This window comes from Rhizobium sp. Leaf321 (assembly GCF_001423215.1).
Lineage (GTDB): Bacteria > Pseudomonadota > Alphaproteobacteria > Rhizobiales > Rhizobiaceae > Neorhizobium > Neorhizobium soli.
Genome location: NZ_LMOF01000005.1, coordinates 471,618 through 495,486 on the forward strand (window position 1 = coordinate 471,618; position 23,869 = coordinate 495,486).

Annotated in this window: 18 protein-coding genes; 10 read left to right on the forward strand and 8 right to left on the reverse strand. The window is 62.0% G+C overall.

The window, feature by feature from the left end:
- The first annotated feature begins 4 nt into the window (after positions 1-4).
- From pxpB to ASF70_RS05850, 7 genes are all read left to right on the forward strand, one after another.
- Positions 5-1,603, forward strand: a complete 1,599-nt coding sequence (gene pxpB / locus ASF70_RS05820; protein ID WP_062578184.1) for a 5-oxoprolinase subunit PxpB — start codon at positions 5-7, stop codon at positions 1,601-1,603.
- On the forward strand, positions 1,600-3,366 hold the full coding sequence (locus ASF70_RS05825) for a biotin carboxylase N-terminal domain-containing protein (protein WP_062578185.1): 1,767 nt from the start codon (positions 1,600-1,602) through the stop codon (positions 3,364-3,366). The genes pxpB and ASF70_RS05825 overlap by 4 nt, the downstream gene beginning before the upstream one ends.
- On the forward strand, positions 3,363-5,186 hold the full coding sequence (locus ASF70_RS05830) for an ABC transporter ATP-binding protein (protein ID WP_156461780.1): 1,824 nt from the start codon (positions 3,363-3,365) through the stop codon (positions 5,184-5,186). The genes ASF70_RS05825 and ASF70_RS05830 overlap by 4 nt, the downstream gene beginning before the upstream one ends.
- 42 nt (positions 5,187-5,228) lie before the next feature.
- Positions 5,229-6,761 (forward strand): ABC transporter substrate-binding protein, encoded by a 1,533-nt coding sequence (locus ASF70_RS05835; RefSeq protein WP_062578187.1) that lies wholly within the window; start codon positions 5,229-5,231, stop codon positions 6,759-6,761.
- A 67-nt stretch (positions 6,762-6,828) separates the two neighbouring features.
- Positions 6,829-7,752 (forward strand): ABC transporter permease, encoded by a 924-nt coding sequence (locus ASF70_RS05840; protein ID WP_062578189.1) that lies wholly within the window; start codon positions 6,829-6,831, stop codon positions 7,750-7,752.
- 6 nt (positions 7,753-7,758) lie between these two features.
- A complete protein-coding gene (locus ASF70_RS05845; protein ID WP_062578191.1) occupies positions 7,759-8,607 on the forward strand; it encodes an ABC transporter permease in 849 nt (282 codons plus the stop codon).
- Positions 8,608-8,637: 30 nt separating this feature from the next.
- Positions 8,638-10,365 (forward strand): M14 family metallopeptidase, encoded by a 1,728-nt coding sequence (locus ASF70_RS05850; protein ID WP_062578193.1) that lies wholly within the window; start codon positions 8,638-8,640, stop codon positions 10,363-10,365.
- A gap of 24 nt (positions 10,366-10,389) precedes the next feature.
- On the opposite strand, the gene ASF70_RS05855 is transcribed toward ASF70_RS05850, so the two are convergent.
- From ASF70_RS05855 to ASF70_RS05875, 5 genes are all read right to left on the reverse strand, one after another.
- The gene (locus ASF70_RS05855) at positions 10,390-11,403 is read right to left on the reverse strand and encodes a DUF4105 domain-containing protein (RefSeq protein ID WP_062578196.1); all 1,014 of its coding nucleotides are present in this window, start codon (positions 11,401-11,403) and stop codon (positions 10,390-10,392) included.
- Positions 11,404-11,530: 127 nt separating this feature from the next.
- Positions 11,531-12,652, reverse strand: coding sequence for an alpha/beta fold hydrolase (locus tag ASF70_RS05860; RefSeq protein ID WP_062578198.1), 1,122 nt, complete (start codon positions 12,650-12,652; stop codon positions 11,531-11,533).
- 251 nt (positions 12,653-12,903) lie between these two features.
- Positions 12,904-13,917: an NADP-dependent oxidoreductase gene (locus ASF70_RS05865; RefSeq protein ID WP_062578200.1), complete on the reverse strand. Its 1,014-nt coding sequence runs from the start codon at positions 13,915-13,917 to the stop codon at positions 12,904-12,906.
- Positions 13,918-14,000: 83 nt separating this feature from the next.
- The gene (locus ASF70_RS05870) at positions 14,001-15,293 is read right to left on the reverse strand and encodes an ATP-binding protein (RefSeq protein ID WP_062578202.1); all 1,293 of its coding nucleotides are present in this window, start codon (positions 15,291-15,293) and stop codon (positions 14,001-14,003) included.
- Positions 15,294-15,295: 2 nt separating this feature from the next.
- Positions 15,296-15,982, reverse strand: a complete 687-nt coding sequence (locus ASF70_RS05875) for a response regulator transcription factor (RefSeq protein ID WP_062459393.1) — start codon at positions 15,980-15,982, stop codon at positions 15,296-15,298.
- A gap of 145 nt (positions 15,983-16,127) precedes the next feature.
- Here ASF70_RS05875 and ASF70_RS05880 point away from each other — a divergent pair, with 145 nt between their 5' ends.
- From ASF70_RS05880 to ASF70_RS05890, 3 genes are read left to right on the forward strand one after another with little or no spacing between them, the layout of a single operon-like run.
- Positions 16,128-17,552 (forward strand): efflux transporter outer membrane subunit, encoded by a 1,425-nt coding sequence (locus ASF70_RS05880; protein ID WP_062578204.1) that lies wholly within the window; start codon positions 16,128-16,130, stop codon positions 17,550-17,552.
- Positions 17,552-18,682, forward strand: coding sequence for an efflux RND transporter periplasmic adaptor subunit (locus ASF70_RS05885; RefSeq protein ID WP_062578206.1), 1,131 nt, complete (start codon positions 17,552-17,554; stop codon positions 18,680-18,682). Before ASF70_RS05880 ends, ASF70_RS05885 begins: the two co-directional genes overlap by 1 nt.
- Positions 18,679-21,747: an efflux RND transporter permease subunit gene (locus tag ASF70_RS05890; protein ID WP_062578208.1), complete on the forward strand. Its 3,069-nt coding sequence runs from the start codon at positions 18,679-18,681 to the stop codon at positions 21,745-21,747. Before ASF70_RS05885 ends, ASF70_RS05890 begins: the two co-directional genes overlap by 4 nt.
- Before the next feature lie 54 nt (positions 21,748-21,801).
- Here ASF70_RS05890 and ASF70_RS05895 read toward each other — a convergent pair whose 3' ends face one another.
- The 3 genes from ASF70_RS05895 to cydX form a co-directional block, all read right to left on the reverse strand.
- Entirely contained in the window at positions 21,802-22,248 is a 447-nt protein-coding gene (locus ASF70_RS05895; RefSeq protein WP_162237953.1) for a pyridoxamine 5'-phosphate oxidase family protein, read from the reverse strand.
- A 123-nt stretch (positions 22,249-22,371) separates the two neighbouring features.
- Positions 22,372-23,703 carry an oxygen-independent coproporphyrinogen III oxidase gene (gene hemN / locus ASF70_RS05900; RefSeq protein ID WP_062578212.1) on the reverse strand — a complete coding sequence of 444 codons (1,332 nt, stop codon included), beginning with the start codon at positions 23,701-23,703 and terminating at the stop codon, positions 22,372-22,374.
- Positions 23,700-23,858 (reverse strand): cytochrome bd-I oxidase subunit CydX, encoded by a 159-nt coding sequence (gene cydX / locus ASF70_RS05905; RefSeq protein WP_062578213.1) that lies wholly within the window; start codon positions 23,856-23,858, stop codon positions 23,700-23,702. Before cydX ends, hemN begins: the two co-directional genes overlap by 4 nt.
- Between the last annotated feature and the right edge of the window lie 11 nt (positions 23,859-23,869).

A 23,869-nucleotide genomic window follows, 5' to 3' on the forward strand; every position in this document is an offset into this window, starting at 1 on the left:
ATCCATGCGCTTTCTGCCCGTGCGTGACGACAGCATTCTGGTCGAACTCGCCGATCTGGCCGAGGCGCTGGCGCTGTTCGATGCGCTGGAAACCAACCCAGTCGACGGTATCCGCGAGATCATCCCGGCAGCACGCACGCTGCTGATTGCGTTCGATCCTAGTATGATTTCAAACGATGCGCTGACGGATGCGGTTGCCGCGCTCGCGGGTGGCGAGCGCAAGGCGGCGTCTGGTCCGCTGGTCGAAATCCCAGTTCGTTACGATGGCGAGGATCTTGGCGAAGTTGCCACCATCCTCGGCATGAGCGTCGCGGACGTTATTCGCCTGCACGGCGAAAGCGAGTATGTCGCAGCCTTTACCGGTTTCGCGCCCGGTTTCGCCTATCTCTCCGGCGGCGATCAGCGGCTTAACGTACCCCGACGCAAATCGCCCCGGACCCGGGTTCCGGCCGGCGCCGTCGGCCTTGCCGGAGAATTCAGCGGCATCTATCCCAAGACCAGCCCAGGCGGCTGGCAGCTGATCGGCACGACGCCGCTTGCCATGTTCGATATCGATCGCGCACCCGCCTCGCTTCTCCAGCCGGGAAGTCGCGTGCGTTTTCGCGATATGGCGGCCGACAAAGCCTACGAAGTTTCGGCCCCTGCGAAAACTGCGACTGCTCCGGTTGCGGCAAGCTATTCAAACTGCGCAATCGAGGTTCTGGCCGTCGGCCTGCCGGTCCTGTTTCAGGATCTCGGCCGCGCTGGTCAAGCAAACCAGGGCATCAGCGTATCTGGCGCAGTCGATCGCAGCAGTTTCAAGGCCGCCAACCGCCTCGTCGGCAATCCGGTCGGCACGCCGGCGCTGGAGATCTCGCTTGGCGGCTTCCGTTTTCGCATGCGCGGCCGCGGCGTGATTGCGGTGACGGGTGCATTCACGCCGATCACGATTGTCACCACCTTTGGCCGAAAGCTGTCGGTAGCCCATGGCGAAGCAATCGCGCTCGATGACGGCGACATCGTTTCGCTCGGGCAACCGACAGCCGGCATGCGCTCCTATCTGGCACTGCGCGGCGGCTTTGACGTGACGCCGGTTCTCGGCAGCGCGGCGACGGATACCCTGGCGCAGATCGGGCCTGCAGCACTTGGCGCGGGCGCCGTTATCGGAATTCGCCCGCCGGTGCTGGGATCGACCGTTGCTGCGCCAGAACGACCGGCGTTCGACATGCCGGACACTGTGGAGACCGTCGTGCTCGACGTGGTCATGGGCCCGCGCACAGACTGGTTCACACAAAGCGCCGTCGAGACATTCCTGTCCCAGGAATGGTCGGTAACGCCGCAATCGAGCCGGGTCGGCATCCGTCTTTCCGGTGAAGCGCTGGAGCGCCAGAACCACGCAGAGTTGCCGAGCGAGGCAACCGTGCGCGGGGCGCTTCAGGTGCCGGCGAGCGGTCAGCCGGTCCTGTTCCTTGCCGATCATCCGCTGACCGGCGGTTATCCGGTCATTGCCAATGTCGCCCGCCATCATCTCGATCTCGCAGGCCAGATCCCTGTCGGAGCGAAGATCCGTTTCAACGCGATCAGCGCCTTCGCTCCCCGGTCCATCTTAGGAAAATACCCATGAAGAAGGTTCTGATAGCTAACCGCGGCGAGATCGCGGTGCGGATCATTCGGGCCGGCAAGGATTACGGCCTGACCTCGGTTGCCGTCTACGCGGACGCCGATGCCGATGCGATGTTCGTGGCGCAGGCCGATGAGGCATATTCCCTGAACGGTGCCACGGCCCGGGAAACCTATATCGACATCGAGAAGCTGATCGCGGTCGCAAAGCGCTCCGGCGCCGACGCCGTGCATCCCGGCTATGGCTTTCTCTCCGAGCGCGCGGAATTCGCAAAGGCTGTCATCGATGCCGGGCTGGTCTGGATCGGTCCAGCCCCTCACGTGATCGAGGCGCTCGGCGACAAGCTCCAGGCCCGCGCGATCGCCCAAAAGGTCGGTGCACCGCTCGTTGCCGGTAGCGACGGAGCGATCACCTCGCCTGCCCAGGCCCTTTCTTTCGCACGCCAATTCGGCATGCCGATTGCCATCAAGGCGGCGCATGGTGGCGGCGGACGCGGCCTGAAGATCGCCCGCGATCTCGACGAGGTCGAAGAACTGTTCTCATCGGCAACGCGCGAAGCGGTCGCAGCCTTCGGTCGTGGCGAGTGCTATGTCGAGCAGTTCCTGGACCGGCCGAGGCATATCGAAGCCCAGGTGCTGGCGGACAGCCACGGCAATGTACTCGTCGTCGGCACACGCGACTGCTCGCTGCAGCGGCGCAACCAGAAGCTCGTCGAGGAAGCCCCCGCACCGTTCCTCTCGGACGAGCAGCGCGAAAAGATCCACGCGGCCTCGCGCGATATCTGCGCAGAGGCTGGCTATACCGGTGCCGGCACAGTCGAATTCCTGCTCAGCGCCGATGGCGTCATCTCCTTCCTCGAGGTGAATACCCGCCTGCAGGTGGAACATCCGATCACCGAAGAGACTACCGGTCTCGACCTCGTCATCGAACAGTTCCGCATTGCCGAAGGCCTGCCGATCAGCGTGACCACGATGCCGGAGCCGCGTGGCCACGCGATCGAATTCCGCATCAATATGGAAGATCCCGGTCGCGGCTTCCTGCCGTCCGCCGGCGAGATCTCGAATTTCACGGCGCCATCGGGGCCGGGCGTACGTCTCGATAGCGGCGTCACGACGGGTTCGGTCATTCCGCCGATGTTCGACTCGCTGGCTGCAAAGCTCGTCGTCTGGGGTGCGACGCGCGATCAGGCCATTGCCCGTGCCCGCCGCGCGCTCAGCGAATTCACGATCGAGGGCGTGCCGTCCGTCCTGCCGTTCCACCGTGCGGTGCTCGATCATGCGGATTTCTCAGGCGCGGACTTCCGCGTCCACACGCGCTGGATCGAAACGGATTTCGCCGAGATGCTCGAAGACGCTGCCCGCCCTGCCCCGGCATCCGCCAGCGGGCTTCTTCGCGGCCATGTCGAGATCGACGGCAAACGTGTCGAGATCGGCATCCCCGATACGTTTCTGCGCCTGTTGGGCCAGATGCCGGCGACGGCATCGAGCGCCGGACCGGACGCTGCCGAGAATGATGCCGGCGCTGTTCGCGCCTCCGTTCCCGGCCTGCTCGTGCAATGGAATGTCGAGGATGGCGCAGCCGTCCGTGAAGGCGAAGTTCTTGCCATGATGGACGTGATGAAGATGGAAACCGCCGTCACCGCACCTGTTAACGGTATCATCAGCCTACTGGCAAAGGCCGGATCCTCCCAGACTGCCGGCGCAGTCATTGCCCGTATCGCCCCGGACGACGCCGGAACCACTAGCACGACGGAGACGCGGACATGAGCATGACCGAAAACAGCAAGCCGCTCCTGTCGGTCGAACGCCTGAGCGTCGAATTCGGCGAAAGCCGCGTCGTCGACGACCTGTCCTTTACCGTCGAGGCCGGCCAGACGGTCGCCGTGGTCGGCGAGTCCGGTTCGGGCAAATCGGTGACCTCGCTGTCGACCATGCGTCTCGCCGACATGATGGGTGCAAACTATGCATCCGGTCGCATCATGTTCAACGGCCGCGACCTGTTGCAAGCCAGCCAGAAAGAGATGCGGTCGGTCCGCGGCAAGGAGATCGCCATGATCTTCCAGGAGCCGATGACCTCGCTCAACCCGGTCTTCACCATCGGCGACCAGATCTGCGAAGTGCTTGTCCTACACGAGAAGATGAGCAAGAGCGCGGCCCTGGCCGAGGCCGGCCGGCTGCTCGACATGGTGCGCCTGCCCGACTCTGAAGAACTTCTGACCCGCTTTCCGCACCAGCTGTCCGGCGGCATGCGTCAGCGCGTGATGATCGCGATGGCGCTTGCCTGCCGCCCGAAGCTGCTGATTGCCGACGAGCCGACGACTGCGCTCGACGTTACCATCCAGGCGCAGATCCTCAACATCATGCGGGATCTGCAGAAGACGCTCGGCATGGGCATGGTGTTCATCACCCATGACATGGGCGTCGTTGCCGAAATGGCAGACCATGTCGTCGTCATGTGGAAGGGTAAGAAAGTCGAGGAAGGTCTGGTTCGCGAGATCTTCGCCAACCCGCAGCATCCCTATACTCAGGCCCTGCTTTCGGCCGTGCCGAAGCTCGGCAGCATGATGGGAGAGGCTTTCCCGAAGCGTCTGCCACTGACCATTTTGCAGGATGGCAAGCCGACCGTCGTCGGCGTGGAGCGGATCCAGGACACGGTCAAGAATGGCGCAACGCCGCTCCTGTCCGTCAAGGATCTCTACGTCCGCTTCGACATCAAGAAGAACCTGTTCGGCAAGGCCACCCATCGCTTGAGCGCCGTGCAGAAAGTGAGTTTCGACATCAACCCCGGTGAGACGCTGGCACTGGTTGGCGAAAGCGGATCGGGCAAGTCGACGATCGGCCGGACGATCCAGCAGCTTCAGTCTGCCATGTCCGGCGACATTGCCTTCAATGGCCGAACCTTCTCGTCGATGTCCGCTGCCGAGCGATTCCGCTTGCGCCAGGATGTGCAGTACATCTTCCAGGACCCGTTCGCCTCGCTTGACCCGCGCAAAACCGTCGGCTTCTCGATCGCCGAGCCGATCAACACCCACAGCCTGATCTCCGATAGCAAGGCCGTCCGCCGCCGCGTCGACGAACTGCTGGAACGTGTCGGCCTCACCTCCGATGTCGCAACCCGTTATCCGCACGAGTTTTCCGGCGGCCAGCGGCAGCGCGTCTGCATTGCCCGCGCGCTTGCCTCCGATCCGAAGCTGATCATTGCCGACGAGGCGCTGTCGGCGCTCGACGTGTCGATCCAGGCACAGATCATCAACCTGTTCATGGATCTGCAGGCCGAACGCGGTCTCGCCTACCTGTTCATCAGCCATGACATGGCCGTGGTCGAGAAAATGAGCCACCGCGTCGCGGTTCTGTTTCTCGGCCAGATCATGGAACTTGGCTCACGACGCCAGGTTTTCGAGACGCCGGCCCACGATTACACCCGTCGCCTTCTGTCCGCCGTACCGGTCGCCGATCCGACCGTCGCCCGCCAATCGGCGATGATCGAGGGCGAAATTCCCAATCCGGTGAGGCGCGTCGGTGACGAGCCCGCCATCCTCGTGCACGAGGAAATCAATCCAGGCCACTTCGTCGCGAAGAGCGCCTGAAACCAGCGACACAATCGCAACCATCTGAAGAGGAACAGATCAATGACAACAATCAAACGGGGACTGAAGGCGACCGCAGTGGCGCTTGCGCTCTCGACAGCTTTCGCGTCGGCGCCCGCCTTCGCTGCCGGAAAGCTGACCATTTCGAGCCCACAGGATCCGGGCAGCTGGGATCCGATCGATACGTTTCTCGTGCAGTGGGCAGCCGTTGCCACCAACATCTTCGACGGTCTGACCTATCGCGGTCCGGACCTGAAGCTCGTTCCGGGTCTGGCTGAGTCCTGGGAAGAACTCGACGAAGGAAAGCGGATCCGCTTCAAGCTGCGCCAGAATGTGAAGTTCCACAACGGCGAGCCCTTCAACGCAGCCGCCGTCAAGTTCACCTTCGAGCGCCTTCTCGGCGAACAGGGTGCCAAGGGCCCACAGCGTTCGAACTACATCTCGATCGAGAGCATCGACGTCATCGACGACTATACGGTCGACCTGAAGCTCAAGGCTGCCGATCCGGTTCTTCTGACCAAGCTCGCCGGTTACGGCGCGATGATCGTTCCGCCGAAATACATCCAGGAAAAGGGTGAGGACAATTTCAACCTCAACCCGGTCGGCACGGGCGCGTTCAAGTTCGTATCCTACCAGCCCAAGGTCGACATCAAGCTCGAAGCCAATGCCGACTATTGGGGCGGCGCGCCGAAACTGTCGGAACTCCAGTTCCGCTTTATCGCTGAGCCGGCAACCGCTGTTGCCGAACTGCAGGCTGGCCGCGTCGATCTGGTGATCCCGCCGACCATTCCGATCGGCATGCTGCCGGTCATCGAAGGCGACAACAAGCTGGAAATCGTTTCCGTTCCCGGCCCGACCGTCGACGCGCTGCGCTTCAACACCCGTGACGGCATCACAGCCGACCCGAAGGTGCGCAAGGCGATCATCATGGCTGTCGATCGCGGCACGATCGTCAAGTCGATCCTCGCCGGCCAGGCCTCCGAGATCACCAGCTTCCAGAGCGCGCTTTCCTTCGGCTTCGATCCTGATCTCAAGGCAATCCCTTATGATCCGGCCGGTGCCAAGATGCTGCTGGCAGAGGCCGGCGTGAAGGCTGGTGCGACGCTGCAGATCGATATCCGCGGCAATGATGCGACGATGAACGAAGTGGCGCAGGTCATTTCGAGCTACCTGTCGATGGTCGGTATCACCGCCACCATCAAGCCTTACGAAACCAACGTTCTGCTGAACGACATCATCCCGCAGGGCAAGACCGGCGCGATGTTCCAGCAGAAGTGGGGCGGCTGGACGTTCGACTACGACAACACCGCCTATTCGATGTACCACTCGGGCGAAAAGTGGAACCCGTACGATAAGGACGAAAAGCTGGACAAGCTGCTGGAATCGCAGCGTCCGCTGACCGACCGTGCGGCCCGCGAAAAGATCCTGCGGGAAGTCGGCGCCTATGCGTCGGAACGCGCGCTCGAACTGCCGCTCTACAACAGCAACGCCATCTTCGGCATCAACAAGCGGGTCAAGGGCTTCATCGCGCCCCCGGACAACCGCCTGAAGCTGACCGACGTCACCGTCGAATAGTCATCTGAAAAGCCACCCCGCCCGGGCCAACCCGGGCGGGGCCGAACTTCTCCTTAAGGACAACACAGTGGCCGGTTTCCTCATCAAGCGATTGCTACAGGCAATTTTCGTCGTCATCGCCATCACGCTCATCGTCTCGTTCGCCATTCGCCTGACCGGTGATCCGGCCGTCACGATGTTCCAGGGCGGCGGTAGCATGACGGAAGACGATCTGGCGCGCATTCGCGCAGCGCTCGGAACCGACCAGCCGTTCCTCGTCCAGTACTGGACGTTCATGAAGGGGCTGGTCACGCTCGATTTCGGCCGCAGCTTTTCCGGCGGCACGTCGGTCTCGATGCTGATCGGCAATGCCCTGCCGGCGACCCTGCTGCTCGCCTTTATCTCGATGTTCGTGTCGATCGCGCTTTCGATCCCGCTCGGCATCAAGGCTGCCACCTCGCGCGGCAAGGCTGCCGACCAGGCCATCCGCATTTTCTCGCTGATCGGCCTGTCGTTTCCGAATTTCTGGCTCGCCACCATGCTGGTCCTCTTGTTCTCCATCACGCTCGGCTGGCTGCCGCCAAGCGGCATGTCGGGCTTTTCGAGCTATGTCATGCCGGCCGTCACCATGGGCGTGATCCTGACCGCGACGAATGTGCGTCTTGTCCGCACCTCGATGCTGGAAACGCTGCAGTCGCAATATATCATGGTCGCGCGCGCCAAGGGCTTGAGCGAGAACAAGGTTCTCTACAAGCACGCGCTGCGCAACTGCGCCATTCCGCTGATCACCTATTTCGGCCTGCAGTTCGGCGGCCTGCTCGGCGGCATCGTCGTCATCGAGCGTGTCTTCAACTGGCCGGGACTGGGCACGCTTGCCTTCGACGCCGTCGGCGCCCGCGATTTTCCCGTGCTTCAGGCCGTCATCACCGTTTTGTCGCTGATGATCGTCGGCATCAACCTTCTGGTCGACATCGCCTATGGCCTCGTCGATCCCCGCATCCGCACGGAGTAACCGGCAATGGCAACAAAAACCTCTAGCCGGTGGCGCTTCGCAAGCCTCGAATTCATCCTAGGCACGGTCCTGACCGTCGTCATCTGCCTCGCAGTGCTGTTTTCCGACCTGCTGTTTCCGGGCGGCGCCGACAAGATCGACCTGATGGCGCGGCTTGCCAAACCCTTTGCAACCGCCGCTCACCCGTTCGGAACCGATCCGCTGGGCCGTGACGTGCTGGCGCGTGTTGTCGCCGGCGGCAAGATCTCGCTTCTGGTCGGCTTCACCTCCGTCATCGGCGCCGTCGTCTTCGGCGTGCTGGTAGGCCTGATCGCCGGCTATTACCGCGGTTTCTGGGACATGCTGGTGATGCGTTTTGCCGACCTGCAGCTCGCGATGCCGTTCATTCTGCTCGCTATCACATTCATCGCCATCGTCGGCGGAAGCCTGACCAACACGATCATCCTTCTGATTGTGTCGCAATGGGTGCAGTATGCGCGTCTGGTGCGCGGCTCGGTGCTGACGCTGCGCGAACGCGAGTTCATCCTCTCGGCGCGCGCGATCGGGGTGAAGGACTGGCGCATCATCATCCAGCATCTTCTGCCGAACCTGATCGGCCCGGTGATCGTGCTGATGACACTCAACGTCGCCAACAACATCCTGCTGGAAAGCAGCCTGACCTTCCTCGGCCTCGGCGTCGATCCGACCATCCCAAGCTGGGGCGGCATGCTGGCCGACGGCCGCACCTATTTGCAGACCGCATGGTGGGTCAGCGTCTTCCCGGGTCTTGCCATCCTGCTCACCGTGCTCGGCCTCAACCTCCTCGGAGACTGGCTGCGCGACAGTCTCGATCCGACCGGCCGCACGTCCCGATAACCAGCACGGCATCAACGAGGGTTAAGCGTCATGACTTCGATCTTTGAAACCAAACTGGAGCGTACGCTCGACACGCTGGTTGCAAGCGCTGCGCCCGGCCAGTCCATCGAGGCCTGGACATTCGACGACACGACGAGCCGTCGTGCCGCCGAACAGGCGTTGAAGAACAAAGGCGTCACGGCGCGGATCCGCAGCGCCTACAAGCCGCTTCTGTTTGCGTTTCTGGAAGAGATCGACCGAGAAGGCGTCACAGCGATCCAGGTGCGTTATCCGGTTCATGCGGACGCCCCAGCCAACCGTTTCCGGCTCGAGGCCTATCCGCTTGCGGCACTTGTCGGAGACGCTGATATCGCGTTCATCGCGCGGGAAGATGACGAACTGGTCTATGACGTCACGCTCACCCGCAACGGCCAGACGGAAACGCTGAAGGTTCAGGCGCCGAACCGCGTGCATACAGATGCGGTCGGGGAAACCAATCTCTCCCCGACCGGCTGGATCAGCCGCGATGGCGCGACCGGCGAGCGCTTGGAGACGGATTACGAGCGCCTGTTCAGCCTCGCAATCGACGCGATCGCAAACCACGACTGGGGCAACGAAGAACCCTATTTCGAAGAACTCAACATCGCCGTTTCCTATCCGGCGGAAGACATGCCGCTGGCGGTTGGCGACGAGGTCGTCAGCCTCCGCGAGGCCCTGCACGAGGACTTCTATTTCTCGCTGCTGGAATTCTTCCAGAAGAAGTCCGGACGCCCGCTCGGCGACCGTGGTCTGAAGCCAGGCCAGATCGTGCCGGAGATCGTGCGCAGCAACGGCGAGGTCAGCGTGCGGCTCGAAACCCGGCCGCTGAGCACCGGTTTCCAGGATGGCCCGGAACAGGCAATCGATACGGCAAGCGAGCCACCGGCCGTGTCGCAGATGTCGAGATTGCTGGCGGGGATCGGCGGCGAGGAATTCGATGCCCGGTCGCGATCCGGTCGCGTTCTCTCGGCGCGTTACGTCAGAGGCAGCGACGCGGCGGTCATGATCAGCGGCGGCCAGCATCCGAACGAGACAACCGGCATTGTCGGCGCGATCCGCGCTGCCCGTGCGCTCAAGCAGCGTGCCGGCGCCCATTTCACCATCTCGCCGATCGAGAACCCGGATGGCTACGCGCTGCACCAGCGCCTGCGTGTCGATAACCCGCGCCACATGCACCACGCCGCCCGCTACACCGCGCTCGGCGACGATCTCGAATACCGCACAGTGGAAAATTCCGGCCAGCATCTCAACGAGAAAGCCATCCGTTTCACAGCGCAGGAATTGAGCGGCGCACAGCTGCATATCAACCTGCACGGCTATCCATCGCATGAATGGACGCGGCCGCTATCCGGCTATGTGCCGCGCGGTTTTAGCATGTGGACGCTTCCGAAGGGTTTCTTCCTGATCATGCGCCACCACGCCGGCTGGACGCAGCAGGCGGAAGCCATCCTCGACCACGTCACCCGGCATCTCGGCGCAATTCCAGGCATTCTCGACTACAACAATCGCCAGATCGCACTCTACGAAACCCATGCCGGCGAGACGGGTTTCCGCATCATCAACGGCTTCCCGTGCCTGTCGTCCGTCGACGATCGCCATACCGTACCGCTGACGCTGATCACCGAATATCCTGACGAGACTATCTACGGCGACGATTTCGTCACGGGCCATACGGCGCAGATGGAGACGGTGATCTCGGCCTATGACGTCTGGCAGACGCTTAACGCCTATACGTCGTAAGGTGACAGGCTCCCGGCGCTGCGTCTAGTTCGTTGCAGGCGGTTCGGTTACCCGATCTCGCCTGATCGCCTCTGAAAAGTCCTCGGACATGCCCGCCGCCTTGGCTTTCTCGGCAATATGGGACTGCTTCCTGAGCACCGCCATCGGGGACCCAGTGTCGAGGATGCCCTGATCGTAGGCGTATTCGGGTAGATAGCCGTTCACATACAGCCGCCAGTCGAGAGGGACCGTGCCTCCAAGCGTTCTGACGATGGCCACAACCGCAGTCGTGCAGTTCGTCATCAGCGAGTTGTACCACTGCGGCTGGCGGGACAGCTTGTTTGCATCCTCGACATAGGCGACCAGGAGGTTGCGTGCTGTCTGCGGCAAGACGTTCACCCGGTAGAGCTGGACGTCCTCGCCGCGCACGATCGTACGAACCCCGATAATATCCCGCTCCTCTGCCGCGACGATCACAAGCGGATTGCTCTTGAAGAGATCCGCGATCGGCGAAAACGCGCCTCCGCGCTTGCGGCGGACCTCGACGGACCAGGCGACGTGCTCGCCATTCGAGAAGCCGAAGCTGACCAGCATGTGGCCCATCAGCGGTCCCGACCAGTAGGACATGAAGAGATCAACCGACGTCAGCGTCTTTAGATCATACGTCTTGGTCTTCCAGTTTTCGGTATAGTCGGTATCGCTTCTCCAGGTGAAGTCTCGCACACCGTTCAGGGTCAACGTGTCGCCCGAGATCGTTCCGGTGACCTGTCGCGCAACGTCCGGCGACCAGTCTCCTACCGCTGGGGGCGCGAGCGTGAACCACCACGAAAGCACGATCGCGAAGGCCACCGAGAACACGCCCGTCGGAGCCCGCCATCGGTGGCGGATCACAGAGACGATGGTCCAGACACCGAGAGCGGCAAACAGCGCAGCGAACATCGCTCTTGCCGGGAGCGGCAATGGCAGACGGTACCACAGTGCCAGCGATGACCACGCCGAGACGAGTAGAATGACGATAAAAACGCCCGTCAGGGCGAGGAAGTGGAATGCTCGGCGCAAATCGGTGTCTCTCGGTTCAACACACGCAACATAGGGTGACAATCGACAAGTGCGACCACGCACGGACACAAGAATGAGAGAGAAGGATCAAGCATCCTTCCCTGGTCTATCGCCAGAAACCGCAAGCTCAGCGGCCGCCGACGACCGCGCCTGCCAATCTGAACGGACTTGAAATGACCGATGCCGCGACGTCGAAGACGAAGGCACCCGCCTCCGGCACCGAAACCGCCCCGCCACCCGCCTGCGCAAGCTGCGGACCCAGCTGCGCGAGATTGGCGTACCGGTCGTGCCCAACGCCATCTGCTGCCTTGACCGACGAGATGTCGATGATCCGCAGACCATAGCGCAAGGCTGCGTCGCGCACCGAAGGGCTATCGACATTGAGCGATCCCGCGCGCGGCTTCTCGCCGCTGATGAAACTGGAGATCTTGAGCGCCTTGTCGTCCTTGGAAACAAACAGCGTGATGGGGGTACGCATCCGCCCAACGACCTCCAGCTGCGACCTGAACAGATCGTCGTCAATGTCTGGAGCCGCGAGCACGACGACCAACTTGTCGAGGACGTCGCCGCGGCCTTCCAGCTTCAGCTGGCGAAGTGTTTCCATGATCAGGAACCCGCCGATGCTATGCCCGAACAGGATGACCCGTTTCACATCGCGTTTGGCTGCCATCGATTTGACGAGCCAGACCAGGGTGTCACGCGAAGCCAGGGCCGCGTCACGATCCGCGAGATATCCCGCAAGGGATCCCTGCGACGGCCAAGAGAAAAGGACGGGCTTTCCATCCGTCTTGGAATCGGCTGCGACCTGAGCGAGCCGGTACAATCCCTCTTGGAACGTATAGTTATACCCGTGGACAAAGATGCCAACCGCCCCATCCTTGTTGGGCGCGTCCGCCAACGCCAGAAACTGTTTTTGGTCGAGAGAGCGTCTTTCGGAAACAACCATGTCCGTCGACGCGTCGGGTCTACCGACAGGCCATTCGATCTTCGGCGGGCGGTGCGAGGGCGGGATTGCGACCGTGAACGTTTCGAAGGCCGGATCTGCGTTACGGCGGGACGAGTATCCGTCGCCGTCCCGCGACCGGTTCGTCGCAGTAAGGACGGTAAGCTGACGGCTGGATGCCGGGTTGACCGCGACCGGATCGAGAACAGAGGCCGAAGGCCTGTTGGCACAGGCAACGAGCTGAGCGGACACGATCGCGATAATCGCAGCCGAGATCCATCGCCGCGTCAATACGGAATACTGCATCGTAACCAGCGACTTTCGAAAGGTGAATGGTGCCGGTTGATGCCACGAAATGTTGCCGAACTCAACTGGCTGAAACCCACGCTAAATTCGCCTGCACCACCTGGCCAGTCGACCGGAACGCGAGTGCATCATTCAAGCTGAAATTAGAGGGAGGCCTGGCTTTGAAGACCCCGGACGGTGCTGCCACGGTCCGGGGTCTAGTCTTTGTTACACATGGCGAATTCATGGCCGGATTAGGCTGCTTGAGCCAGTCAGTCAGCGATCTTCACGATCAGCTTTCCAAAATTGCCGCCGGTGAGCATGCCGATGAAAGCCTCGGGCGCACGTTCGAGGCCGTCAACGATATCTTCCCGATACTTTATGTCGCCGGACGCGACGCGCGGGCCGACCTCATCGAGGAAGTCTCCAAAGTGGCTGATGAATTCAGTCTGGATGAAGCCGCGGATGAGAAGGCTGCGCCTCAAAACCGCCGACATGGTGATCGGAAGCCTGTCCGTTTCCGCAGATCCGGCGCCATTGTAGTGCGCGACAAGCCCGCAGACGGGGACACGGGCAAACTGGTTCAGCAGCGGCAGGACGGCGTCCCAAACGTGCCCGCCGACATTTTCGAAATAGACATCGACGCCGTCAGGGCATGCAGCAGCGAGATCGGACGCAAAATCTTTCGAGCGGTGATCGACAACGGCGTCAAAGCCGAGGCCATCTTTCACATACGCACATTTGTCCGGTCCGCCGGCAATCCCGACTGCCCTCGCCCCGGCAAGTTTCGCAAGCTGGCCGACCAGCGAACCGACAGGCCCGGAGGCAGCGGCGACAACGACGGTCTCGCCTTGCTTCGGCTTCCCGATGAACTTCATTCCGCTCCAGGCGGTCGAGCCGGGCATTCCCAGCACGCCGAGTGCCGTCGTCAGCGTTGCGCCGTGCGTTTCGACACGAGTCAGGGTATCTCCGTGGACAACCGCATTGGTCGTCCATCCGGTCCGAGCACGAACGATATCGCCGGGCGAAAAGGCTGTGTGGCGAGACTTCACCACTTCGCAGATCGTTTCGCCTTCCATAACGCCATCAATGGGAACGGGCGCTGCATAAGACTTTGCGTCGCTCATGCGACCGCGCATGTAAGGGTCGAGCGAAAGATAGAGGCATCGCAAGGTGACCTCTCCTTCTGCTGCTTCCGGGAGTTCGAAATTCTCGATGCGGAAATTCTCAGCCTCGGGCTGACCGGTCGGTCGGCTTGCCAAGACGATGCGGCGAATGGCGGTCATCCTGTGTGTCTCCTTGTCGTTGTCGACTCCCGGGTGAAGTAGTCGGCGGCACCGATTTGCCAAGGCCGAACCGCGATGGGCGATTAATTTGCTGCCACAAGCTTTCGTGGGGCAGCACAGGTCGGAATTGTGATTTGGACGGACAGACCACCGGCCGGTCTGTTTTCTGCCTTTGCGCCCCCGCCGTGCCATTCCGCCGCACGCCGGGTAATGGCAAGCCCAAGGCCGAAGCCGGAACGGGTGGTGACGGTTGAACTTTGCGAAAACGGCTTGAAGATCGCCTCCAGTTCCGTCTCCGGCACACCCTCGCCGTCGTCCTCGACGGTCACGATCAGCTTCCGGTCCAAGACCTTGGACGTCACACGGACAGCGGTGCTTGGTCCCGTGTGGGTAATGGCGTTGCGGATCACATTTTCCAGCGCGCGGTAGATCAGCTCGCCGTTGACGGAAGCCACGAATGTGTCGACGCCCTCATACTGGACGGTTACCCCGCGTGCCTGTCCCTCGAAGCCGGCATCGTCCACAATCTCACGCAGGAGATCGACAAGGTCGAGCGTCTGCCGCTCGAACCTCGGTGTATCGCGATCCGACAGCCGGGCGAGAGTGAGGATTTCGCCGACCAGTTCGTCGAGCCGCTCGACCTCGCGGCTCATCCGCTCGATCATCACCGCCAGCCGTACGGGGTTCTGTTGCAAAACGCCGATAGCAGCTTGCAGACGCGATAAAGGCGAGCGCAGTTCGTGCGAAATATCGTGGAACAGCTGCTGCTGAGCCATCTGGAGCTCCTGCAACCGGGCAGCGGTGATATCCAGATCGTGCGCCAGCGACGCGATCTCGTCGCGTTTGGCGCCGATCTTGTGGGCGATCCGCACGTCCAGTTCTCCCCTGGCAAGCGAGCGCAGCCCATAGCGCAGCTGCTCGACCGGGGTAATGAAATAGCGGGCGAGCCAATAGGCCGCAGCTGCTGCCGCCAGAAGGGCTGCCAGCCACGGAACAGCCCGAGGCCAGGTTTTAGCCATCATGCTCGGCGCTGCGCCGGCAATTTCCAGGCGATAACACTCTCCGTCGCGCACGGCGGTTCGAACGAGCGCCTCCTCATTTTGTTCGGCACAATCGATCGCCGGCCCGTCGGTCGTGACGGTAACCGGGATGTCGCGACCGGTCCGCCGAACCGCCGCCACCAGCCTGGCCGTCGCCTCCAGGCCATCCGACTGGAGCACCTGAGCTGCGGTCTCCAGCGTCAGGCTAAGTTCCCGGCCAGCAACCTCCTCCTCGAACGGTGATTGGAACAGCGTGCTGATCGCAAACAGGATCGCAATCGAGCCGGCCATGGCCAACCAGACGACGGTGAAGAATTTCCAGAACAGGCGATGCATGGTCAGCCTTCCAGCAACTGGTAGCCGCGGCCGCGCACGGCCTGGATCCAGGGCTGCCCATCCGGGCGGGCGCCGAGTTTCTGCCGGATGCTGCTGATGTGGACGTCGATCCGGCGATCGAACGCGGTGAGCGGCTTGGCAAACGCTCGCAACGATATCTCCTGCTTGGAGACAAGCTGGCCGGAGGAGCGGGCAAGCACTTCCAGCAGGCTGAACTCGGTTCCGGTCAGTTCCAGGGGTGCCGCCCGCCACATCGCCCTGCGGTTCGACGGATAAAGCACCAGTTCGCCCGTCCTGATCTCGTTGACGGTGCCGTCCCGCTCGGTTCGGCCCGAGCGGCGCAGGATGGCGCGAATGCGCGCGGCCAGTTCCCCCGGAGAACAGGGCTTGGAGACGTAATCATCGGCTCCGAGATTGAGGCCGGCGATGCGGTCGATATCGTCTCCCCTTGCCGTCAGCATCAGCACCGGCACGTCGCTCACCTGCCGGATCTTGCGGAGAACCTCGATGCCGTTCATCCGCGGCATCATGATGTCGAGCACGATCAGATCCGTCGAGGAGGACATGGCCTCGGCCACGCCGACGCGACCATCCGCGGTCGTTTCGACCGCGAAGCCTTCCTCTGTCAGATACTCGCCCAGCAGGTTGGTCAGCTCGGCATCGTCATCGATCAATAGTAGCTTGGTCATGCCCTGCTCTTGCTCCTTCGATAACTTCAGCTTTACGACCTTGAGGCTGCGAAGACAGCAGTTTTACCTAACTTAACCTGCTCTTGACCGACATTAACATGGCGATCCCTATACTGCGGCCTTCAGTTAAGGCGGTGTCCAATCGATGCGCAGCACTCTTTCTTCAGTTCTACCAGTCCTGGCCATCGCGGCCTTGCTTACCGGATGCACGAGCCTTGGCACTCTCAAGCCGGCGACGCCAGCTGTTGCCGCCTTCTGGCATGCGACGCTTCCGCATGGCGGTCGAACAGCCGATCTCGTGGCTTGGTGGGCAAGCTTCAAGGATCCCTCGCTGGACGCCTTGTTGTACATGGCGGACCGCGAAAACCCGACCATCGAGCAAGCGGTGGCGAATATCGACAAGGCGCGCGCCACGCTCGACAGCACCGCGTCAGGGCTTTTCCCATCGCTCGACGGCTCTACATCGGCAAGCCGTGAGGGCAATAAGGGTAACGACAATAACAGGCTGACCGCCGGGACGACAAAGAGCGGCGGGCTTGATTCCGCCTGGGAAATCGATCTGTTCGGCAAGACCAAGAAGCAGGTGCGCGCCGCTGCATCGCGGGCCGCTGGCGAAGTCTGGTCCTGGCATGATGCCCGCGTTTCGATTGCCGCCGAAGTGGGCGACGACTATGTCCAGTACCGCGCCTGCCGCGAACTGGAGCGCCTCTACCGCGACGAGCTCGCATCGCAGACGGCCACCATCCGCGCCACGGAACGGTCGGCACAATCGGGGTTTACCTCCACCGGCGACCTGGCGCTGGCAAAGGCAAGCGCTGCGGCCTCATCGTCAAGCCTGACGGCCCAGCGCGGCGAGTGCGAGATCCTGATCAAATCGATCACACAATTGACGGGTGGCGACGAACCAGCGGTTCGCCAGCTGCTCGACCAGGGCAAACGGCGTATTCCGCAGCCATCTGCGGTGCGGATCACTGCCGTGCCTGCCGACGTCCTGCGACAGAGGCCCGACGTCAATGCGCTGGAGGCTGAAGTCGCCGCAACGATTTCGGACGTCGGCGCGGCGAAGGCCGATCTTTACCCCAGCCTCAGCCTCAGCGGATCAATCTCGATCAGCCAGTCCACCGTGACCGGCCGATCCGTTCCCTGGTCCTTCGGACCGGCGCTGTCGGTGCCGTTGCTGGATGGCGGTGCACGACGGGCGGCTGTGCGCAGTGCGGTTGCCGACTACGATATCGCGGTTGCGAACTATAAGTCTGGCGTGCTTGGCGCCGTTGCCGAAGTCGAGACGGCGCTGTTGCGGGTCGACACGGCGCTGCGGCGGATCGCCGACGCAAAAAGCGCTGCCGACAACTATCAGCGCTATTTCCGCGCGGTGGACCAGAACTGGGCGTCCGGGGGCGTCAGCATTCTCGACCGCGAAGAAGCTCGCCGATCGGCGCAATCGGCGGCCATCACTCTCATCGAAATCAGGCGCGACGCCGTCCAATACTGGATCGCCCTCTACAAAGCGCTTGGCGGAGGCTGGTCCATTCCGACCGCCGCTGCCTCTTCTGCACGGGAACTCAACTAATGCTTAAAACATCACACCCGCTCACGACGATGGCGCTTGCCTGCGTCGTCTGTCTTGCTTTCACCCCGGCAGGCCGGGCACAGGACGCGACGCAGACGACCGCCGGCGCGGCCGCCCTCACGGTCAGCGTGACGAAACCGGAGGTTTCCCAGTGGCCGGTGCTCATTCCGGCAAGCGGGCGCCTTGCGGCCTGGCATGAAGCAGTGATCTCCGCCGAAGTCAGCGGATTGCGGATCATCGGCATCAATGCGGATGTGGGAGCGACGGTAAAAAAAGGCGAGTTGCTGGTGCAATTCGACGCCGAAACCGCGCAGGCCGAGCTCGAGCAACAGCAGGCAAGCGTCGAGCAGGCAAAGGCCGATCTCGATCAGGCGGTCGCGAATGCCGACCGCGCCCGCGGGCTGACCGGCTCCGGTGCGATCTCCGCCCAGCAGACGACGGAGTATCTGATCACGGAGCGCAAGTCGAAAGCAGCCCTTGCGTCGTCGAAGGCCGCGCTGGCATCCGCGCAGCTGACCCTTGACCGCACGAAGGTCTACGCGAACGACGATGGCGTGATCTCTGAACGGTCCGCGTCGCTTGGCAAGGTGGTGACCGCCGGCGACGAACTGTTCAAGCTGATCCGCCAGAATCGCATCGAGTGGCAGGCGGAGCTGCCGGTCAAGCGGCTGGCCGATGTCAAGGAAGGCACCAAAGCGGTCATTCCGACGCCGCTCGGCGATGTCCGTGGCGAGGTGCGGCTTGTCTCGCCCACGAGCTCGACCGCCAGCGGTCGGGTCACTGTCTATGTCGCCCTGCAGCCCGCAGTCGGAATGCCACAACCGAAGACCGGCATTCTCGTCAGCGGCAATTTCGAATTCAACGCCACCGATGCGCTGACAGTTCCGGCAACGGCAGTCACCCTGAGGGACGGCTTTTCCTACGCGTTCGTCCTCAACGCGACAGATCAGCCGACGGTAACCCGCAAGCGTGTCGAGACCGGCCGGCGGCAAGGCGACCGGGTCGAGATCGTATCGGGGATCGACACGACCGAGGAAGTCGTCGTCTCCGGCGGCGCGTTTCTTGCGGACGGTTCCGTGGTGCGGGTGGTCGATACGGTCGCCGAAGCCGAGACGGAGGCGATGAAGTGAATTTCTCCTCCTGGTCCATCCGCAATCCCGTTCCGCCGATCCTGCTGTTCGTCCTGATGACGGCCTGCGGCCTGTGGGCGTTTAACCGTCTCGACATCCAGAACTTTCCCGACATGGATCTTCCGACGATCGAGATCAGTGCGTCGCTCGACGGGGCCGCCGCCTCACAGCTTGAGACCGAGGTCGCGCGCAAGATCGAAGACGAACTGACGGGCCTGACGCGGCTGGATTCCGTGACCACGACGGTTACCGATGGCTCCGTCAGCATTTCCGTCGCCTTCGAAGTCGGAAAGAACACGCAGGAAGCACTGGACGAGGTAAAGAGCGCCGTCGATCAGGCGCAGGACGACCTGCCGGAAGAAATGAACGCACCGACGGTTTCCAAACAGTCGCTGAACGCGTCGCCGCTGATTACCTATGTGGTGCGGTCAGACACGCTGGATGCGGCGGAACTCTCTTGGTTCATCGACAACAATATGTCGCGTGCCCTGATGGCTGTCGAAGGCGTCGGCGAAGTTGGGCGCCTGGGTGGTGTCGACCGGGAGGCCCGCGTCGAACTCAACGCCAATCTGCTCGATGGCCTCGGTCTGTCTGCAAACGACGTCAACGGGCAGCTCGATTCAGTGCAGTCTGACCTGTCGGGCGGCAAGGGGCGGATCGGCGGCGAAAGCCAGTCTGTCCGAACGCTGGCGGCCGTCGGCAGCGTTGAACAGCTCCGCGCACTGCCGATACCATTGCCGGCCGGAAACTGGGTTCGATTGGACGAACTCGGCACGGTTACCGATTCCCACAGTGATCTCAGCTCGCTTGCCTATATCAACGGCAAACCGGTCATTGCCGCGCAGATCAAGCGGTCCAAGGGATACTCGGACGTCGCCGTTACCGACAGTATCCGCGAACAGATGAAGTCATTCGCGGCAGAAAATCCGCAAGTGACGATCGAAGAGGCCTACAACACGATCGTACCGATCGAGCAGAACTACGAATCTTCGATGCATATGGTCTATGAGGGAGCGTTGATCGCGATCTTCGTGGTCTGGCTCTTTCTGCGTGACTGGCGGGCGACGCTTTTGGCCGCCGTCGCCTTGCCCTTGTCGATCATCCCGACGTTTCTCGTCATGTATCTGCTCGACTATTCGTTGAATACGATCACGCTTCTGGCGCTGTCGCTGGTGGTCGGGATCCTGGTCGACGATGCGATCGTCGAGATCGAGAATATCGAGCGACATCTCAACATGGGGAAAAGCCCCATGGATGCAGCGATGGAAGCCGCCGACGAAATCGGCCTCGCCGTCATCGCCACCACCTTCACCCTGGTCGCCGTGTTCCTGCCGACAGCCTTCATGGGCGGCATTCCCGGCATCATCTTCAAGCAGTTCGGCATCACGGCCTCCGTCGCCGTCCTCGCCTCGCTTCTCGTCGCGCGTCTGGTGACGCCGATGATGGCGGCCTACATCATGAAGCCGAGCGGCAAGGCACACGAAGAGGACGGTCGCCTGATGCGATCCTACCTCTGGGCCGTCAAAGGCGCGCTTCGTCGGCGCTGGATACCGGTGCTCGGTACAGTCGGATTTCTGGCGTTCACGATCCTGCTTCTCAGCCATCTCTCGACCGGGTTCTTTCCGGCATCCGATAGCAGCCAGACCCAGGTCACGATCACGACGCCTCCAAGCTCGACCATTGAATCGACCGACGAAGCAGCGCGAAAGGCATCCTCCGTCATCGCCGGCGTTAATCACGTCACCTCGGTTTTCCAGGCGACGGGCACTGCCTCCACGGGCGGGATGAACAGCACCACGAATGCCAGCACCAACAGTGCGACGCTCGTCGTCAACCTCACGTCGATCGACGACCGCGACGTCAAGCAATCTCAGATCGAAGCGGATTTGCGCAAGGCGCTGGAAACCTTGCCCGGCGTCCGTCTTGAGATCGGATCCGGCGGCAATGGTACGCAGCTGACGCTGACGCTGGCCGGCGACGATTCCGACCTTCTGGAAAAAGCGGCCGCCAGCCTCGAGTCCGACCTGCGCACGCTGCCCGGCATCGGCAACGTGACCTCGTCGGCCGCGACCCAATCGCCGGAGATCACCATCCGCCCTAATCTCGCGGAAGCCGCATCTCTGGGTGTGACCTCGAAGGCGATCGCCGACGCCATTCGGGTCGCAACGGCCGGCGCCTATGATGCGGCCCTGTCGAAGCTCAACCTGCCGGAACGCCAGGTCCCCATCCGGGTCATGCTCGACACGGCGAGCCGGCAATCGCTGGATGCGCTGTCGCTCATCCCGGTCGAGGGCAAGGACGGCAATGTCGCGCTCGGCGCCATCGCCGACATATCGCTAGGCTCCAGCCCCAGCCAGATCGACCGGCTCGACCGGTCGCGCAACGTCTCGCTCACGATCGAGCTCAACGGCCGGAGCCTTTCGGAAGTGACGAACGAGGCAGCGCAGCTTCCCGGCTACAAGAACCTGCCGCAGGGCGTGAAATTCGTCGAGCAGGGAGAGTTGAAGCGCCAGAGCGAGCTGTTCAGCAGTTTCGGATTGGCGATGGCGATCGGCATCTTCTGCGTCTACGCGGTGCTGGTCCTGCTTTTCCATGACTTCCTGCAGCCGGTCACGATCCTGATGGCCTTGCCGCTGGCTCTCGGCGGCGCGCTCTTGCCACTGGTGCTGACGGGAACAAGCTTCTCGATGCCTGCGGTCATCGGCCTGCTGCTTCTGATGGGCATCGTGTCGAAAAACTCGATCCTGCTCGTCGAATACGCGATCGAGGCGCGGCGCGCCGGTATGTCACGCTATGACGCGCTGGTGGATGCCTGCCACAAGCGAGCGCGGCCGATCGTGATGACGACGATCGCCATGGCGGGCGGCATGCTGCCCGCCGCCCTCAGCCTCGTATCCGGCGATTCAAGCTTCCGCCAGCCGATGGGCATCGTGGTGATCGGCGGCCTCATCACCTCAACCTTCCTGAGCTTGCTGGTCATCCCGGTCGTGTTCACATTCCTGGATGATCTTTTGGTCTGGCTGAAAGCGCGGTTCCACACGCGCAAGCAGCACCCCGCAGAGTAGCGCGCGTCTAAGTCTGGCGGCAGCCGAAGCCGGACGGCTTTGATGTCGCGCGCATCAATGCGGATGCATGCCAGGCACACGTTCGCTCTCGCTCGAAAGATAAGCCTCTCTCCCCGAGACGCTTTCGATCCGAATTCCATAGTAGACGGGTTTGTTTTGCACCCCGGCCGCTACTGTTTTCAGTCCTCCAGGCAACCAATAGGTTGCGTTGCTGGACTGCAGAAGAGACCATGCACGCGCATACTTCGCCCATTCGGCAGCCTGATCGAATTCCTTGAACTGCCCATTCGCGATAACGGTCCGCCATTGTTGCGGACTGGAGATTTCGTCTGCCAGAATGCAGACGGAGTTATTCTCGCGCATCCACGAGATCTTCTTGCCCTCGAGCGAGAAGCTGTAGAACCAGTCGTCCTCAATGATGAAAGAAATCGGAACCGTGTACGGGCGGCCTTCGAGGACGCAGGACAATCTCCCCATCCGGGTTTTTGAAAGGAATGCCATGCACTCCTGATAATCAAGTTCTCTTATATTCATCCCGTCTGCCTTTCGTGAGGGCGCGCTGTCCGCTCCTCAAGCCGAAATCCTCAAATTCATTATGTCAGTGATGACGTTCAGTGATGACGTTCATACGCTGGGGCTGAACAGATTTTGCCCCTGGCTTCTGAACCGGTCAAAGATCGCCGAAACAGTGCGAACATAGGGTCTCCCCTTTGCCGTCATCGAGATGCGGTTCGCCTGCACCGTCAACAGACCGCTCAGAGCGAACGGTCGCAGCAAGGCCAGTTCGTCGGCATAACCGGCGGCATTCTGTCCCAGATCGACGGAGAAATCGCACATCAGGCGTTCGATGATTGTCGCGCGTTCATGATCGTCCTCGACAAAGGCGTGGCCGCGTCGCGTGGGTAGAGACCCCTCCGCGATATGGCGTTTGTAAGCCTCGATACCGGATTCCGACTGCGTGTAGCCACCGGGGAGCCGCGAGATGGAAGAGCACCCGAACCCCAGCAGGGTCGGGCGATCGTCGTCCGTGTAGCCTTGAAAATTGCGGTGGAGCCGACCTTCTCTTGCGGCAGCCGCCAGTCGATCGGAAGGCGTGGCAAAATGATCGATGCCGATCGCCTGATAGCCCTCGCGGATGAAGAAAGACGCGATCGCGCTTGCCTGCTGCAAACGCGCGACGGGTCCAGGAAGCGATGCGCTATCGATCAGGCGCTGGTTGGCCCTTCGTGATGGTAGATGGGCGTATCCATAAAAGGCGATGCGATCCGGATTAAGTTCCACGACGGAACGGCAGGTCGTCAGCAAGCTTTCCTGGGTTTGGTTCGGCAGACCATAGATCAAATCGAAATTGATGCGTGAAATGCCGGCGTCGCGCAGATCACGGACAGCGGCGGCCACCTTTTCTTCCGGCTGCTCCCGCCCGATCGCCTGTTGCACAACGGTGTCGAGATCCTGGACGCCGAGACTGGCGCGGTTGATCCCGAGCCGGCCGAGCGCTTGGCAGAGATCGCGCCCGAGCATCCGCGGGTCGAGTTCGATCGAATGCTCGTAGTCGTCTTCCAGGTCGAAATGCTTCTTGAGCATACCGAGAACGGAGCTCAAGCCTGCCTCGCCCAGAATGGAGGGCGTGCCGCCGCCCCAGGCGATGCGGCCGATCTTCAGCCGGGCTGGCAGGTGAGCGGCAACCAGCGCGATCTCTGCCTCCAGCGTGGTCCGGTAGTCCTCGACCGGCTCGGCCTTCCGAACCGCCTTGGCATGGCAACCGCAATAGTGGCAAAGCTGCCGGCAATAGGGAACGTGCAGATAGACAGAGACCGGTTCGGCCGGATCAAGTTGGCCGAGCCAGGCGGCCTGTTCCTTGGGTCCCACCGCCTCGCTGAAATCCGCGGCGGTGGGGTAGGATGTGTATCGTGGAACCGGCATTTCCGCGAGACGCTCGACCATATCCGGTTTCATGCGGCCGGATCTCCGACGGCGCTGCGTTTTGGCCTGTTTGAGGGGTCCGGAAGCGCCGAGAGGCGCCGGTCTTCCTTCATCTCGAACCACATGGCGTTGAGGATGGCAAAGACGCAGGCGAGGCCGACGCCGAGGATCCAGGAAAAATACCACATGAATGATCTCC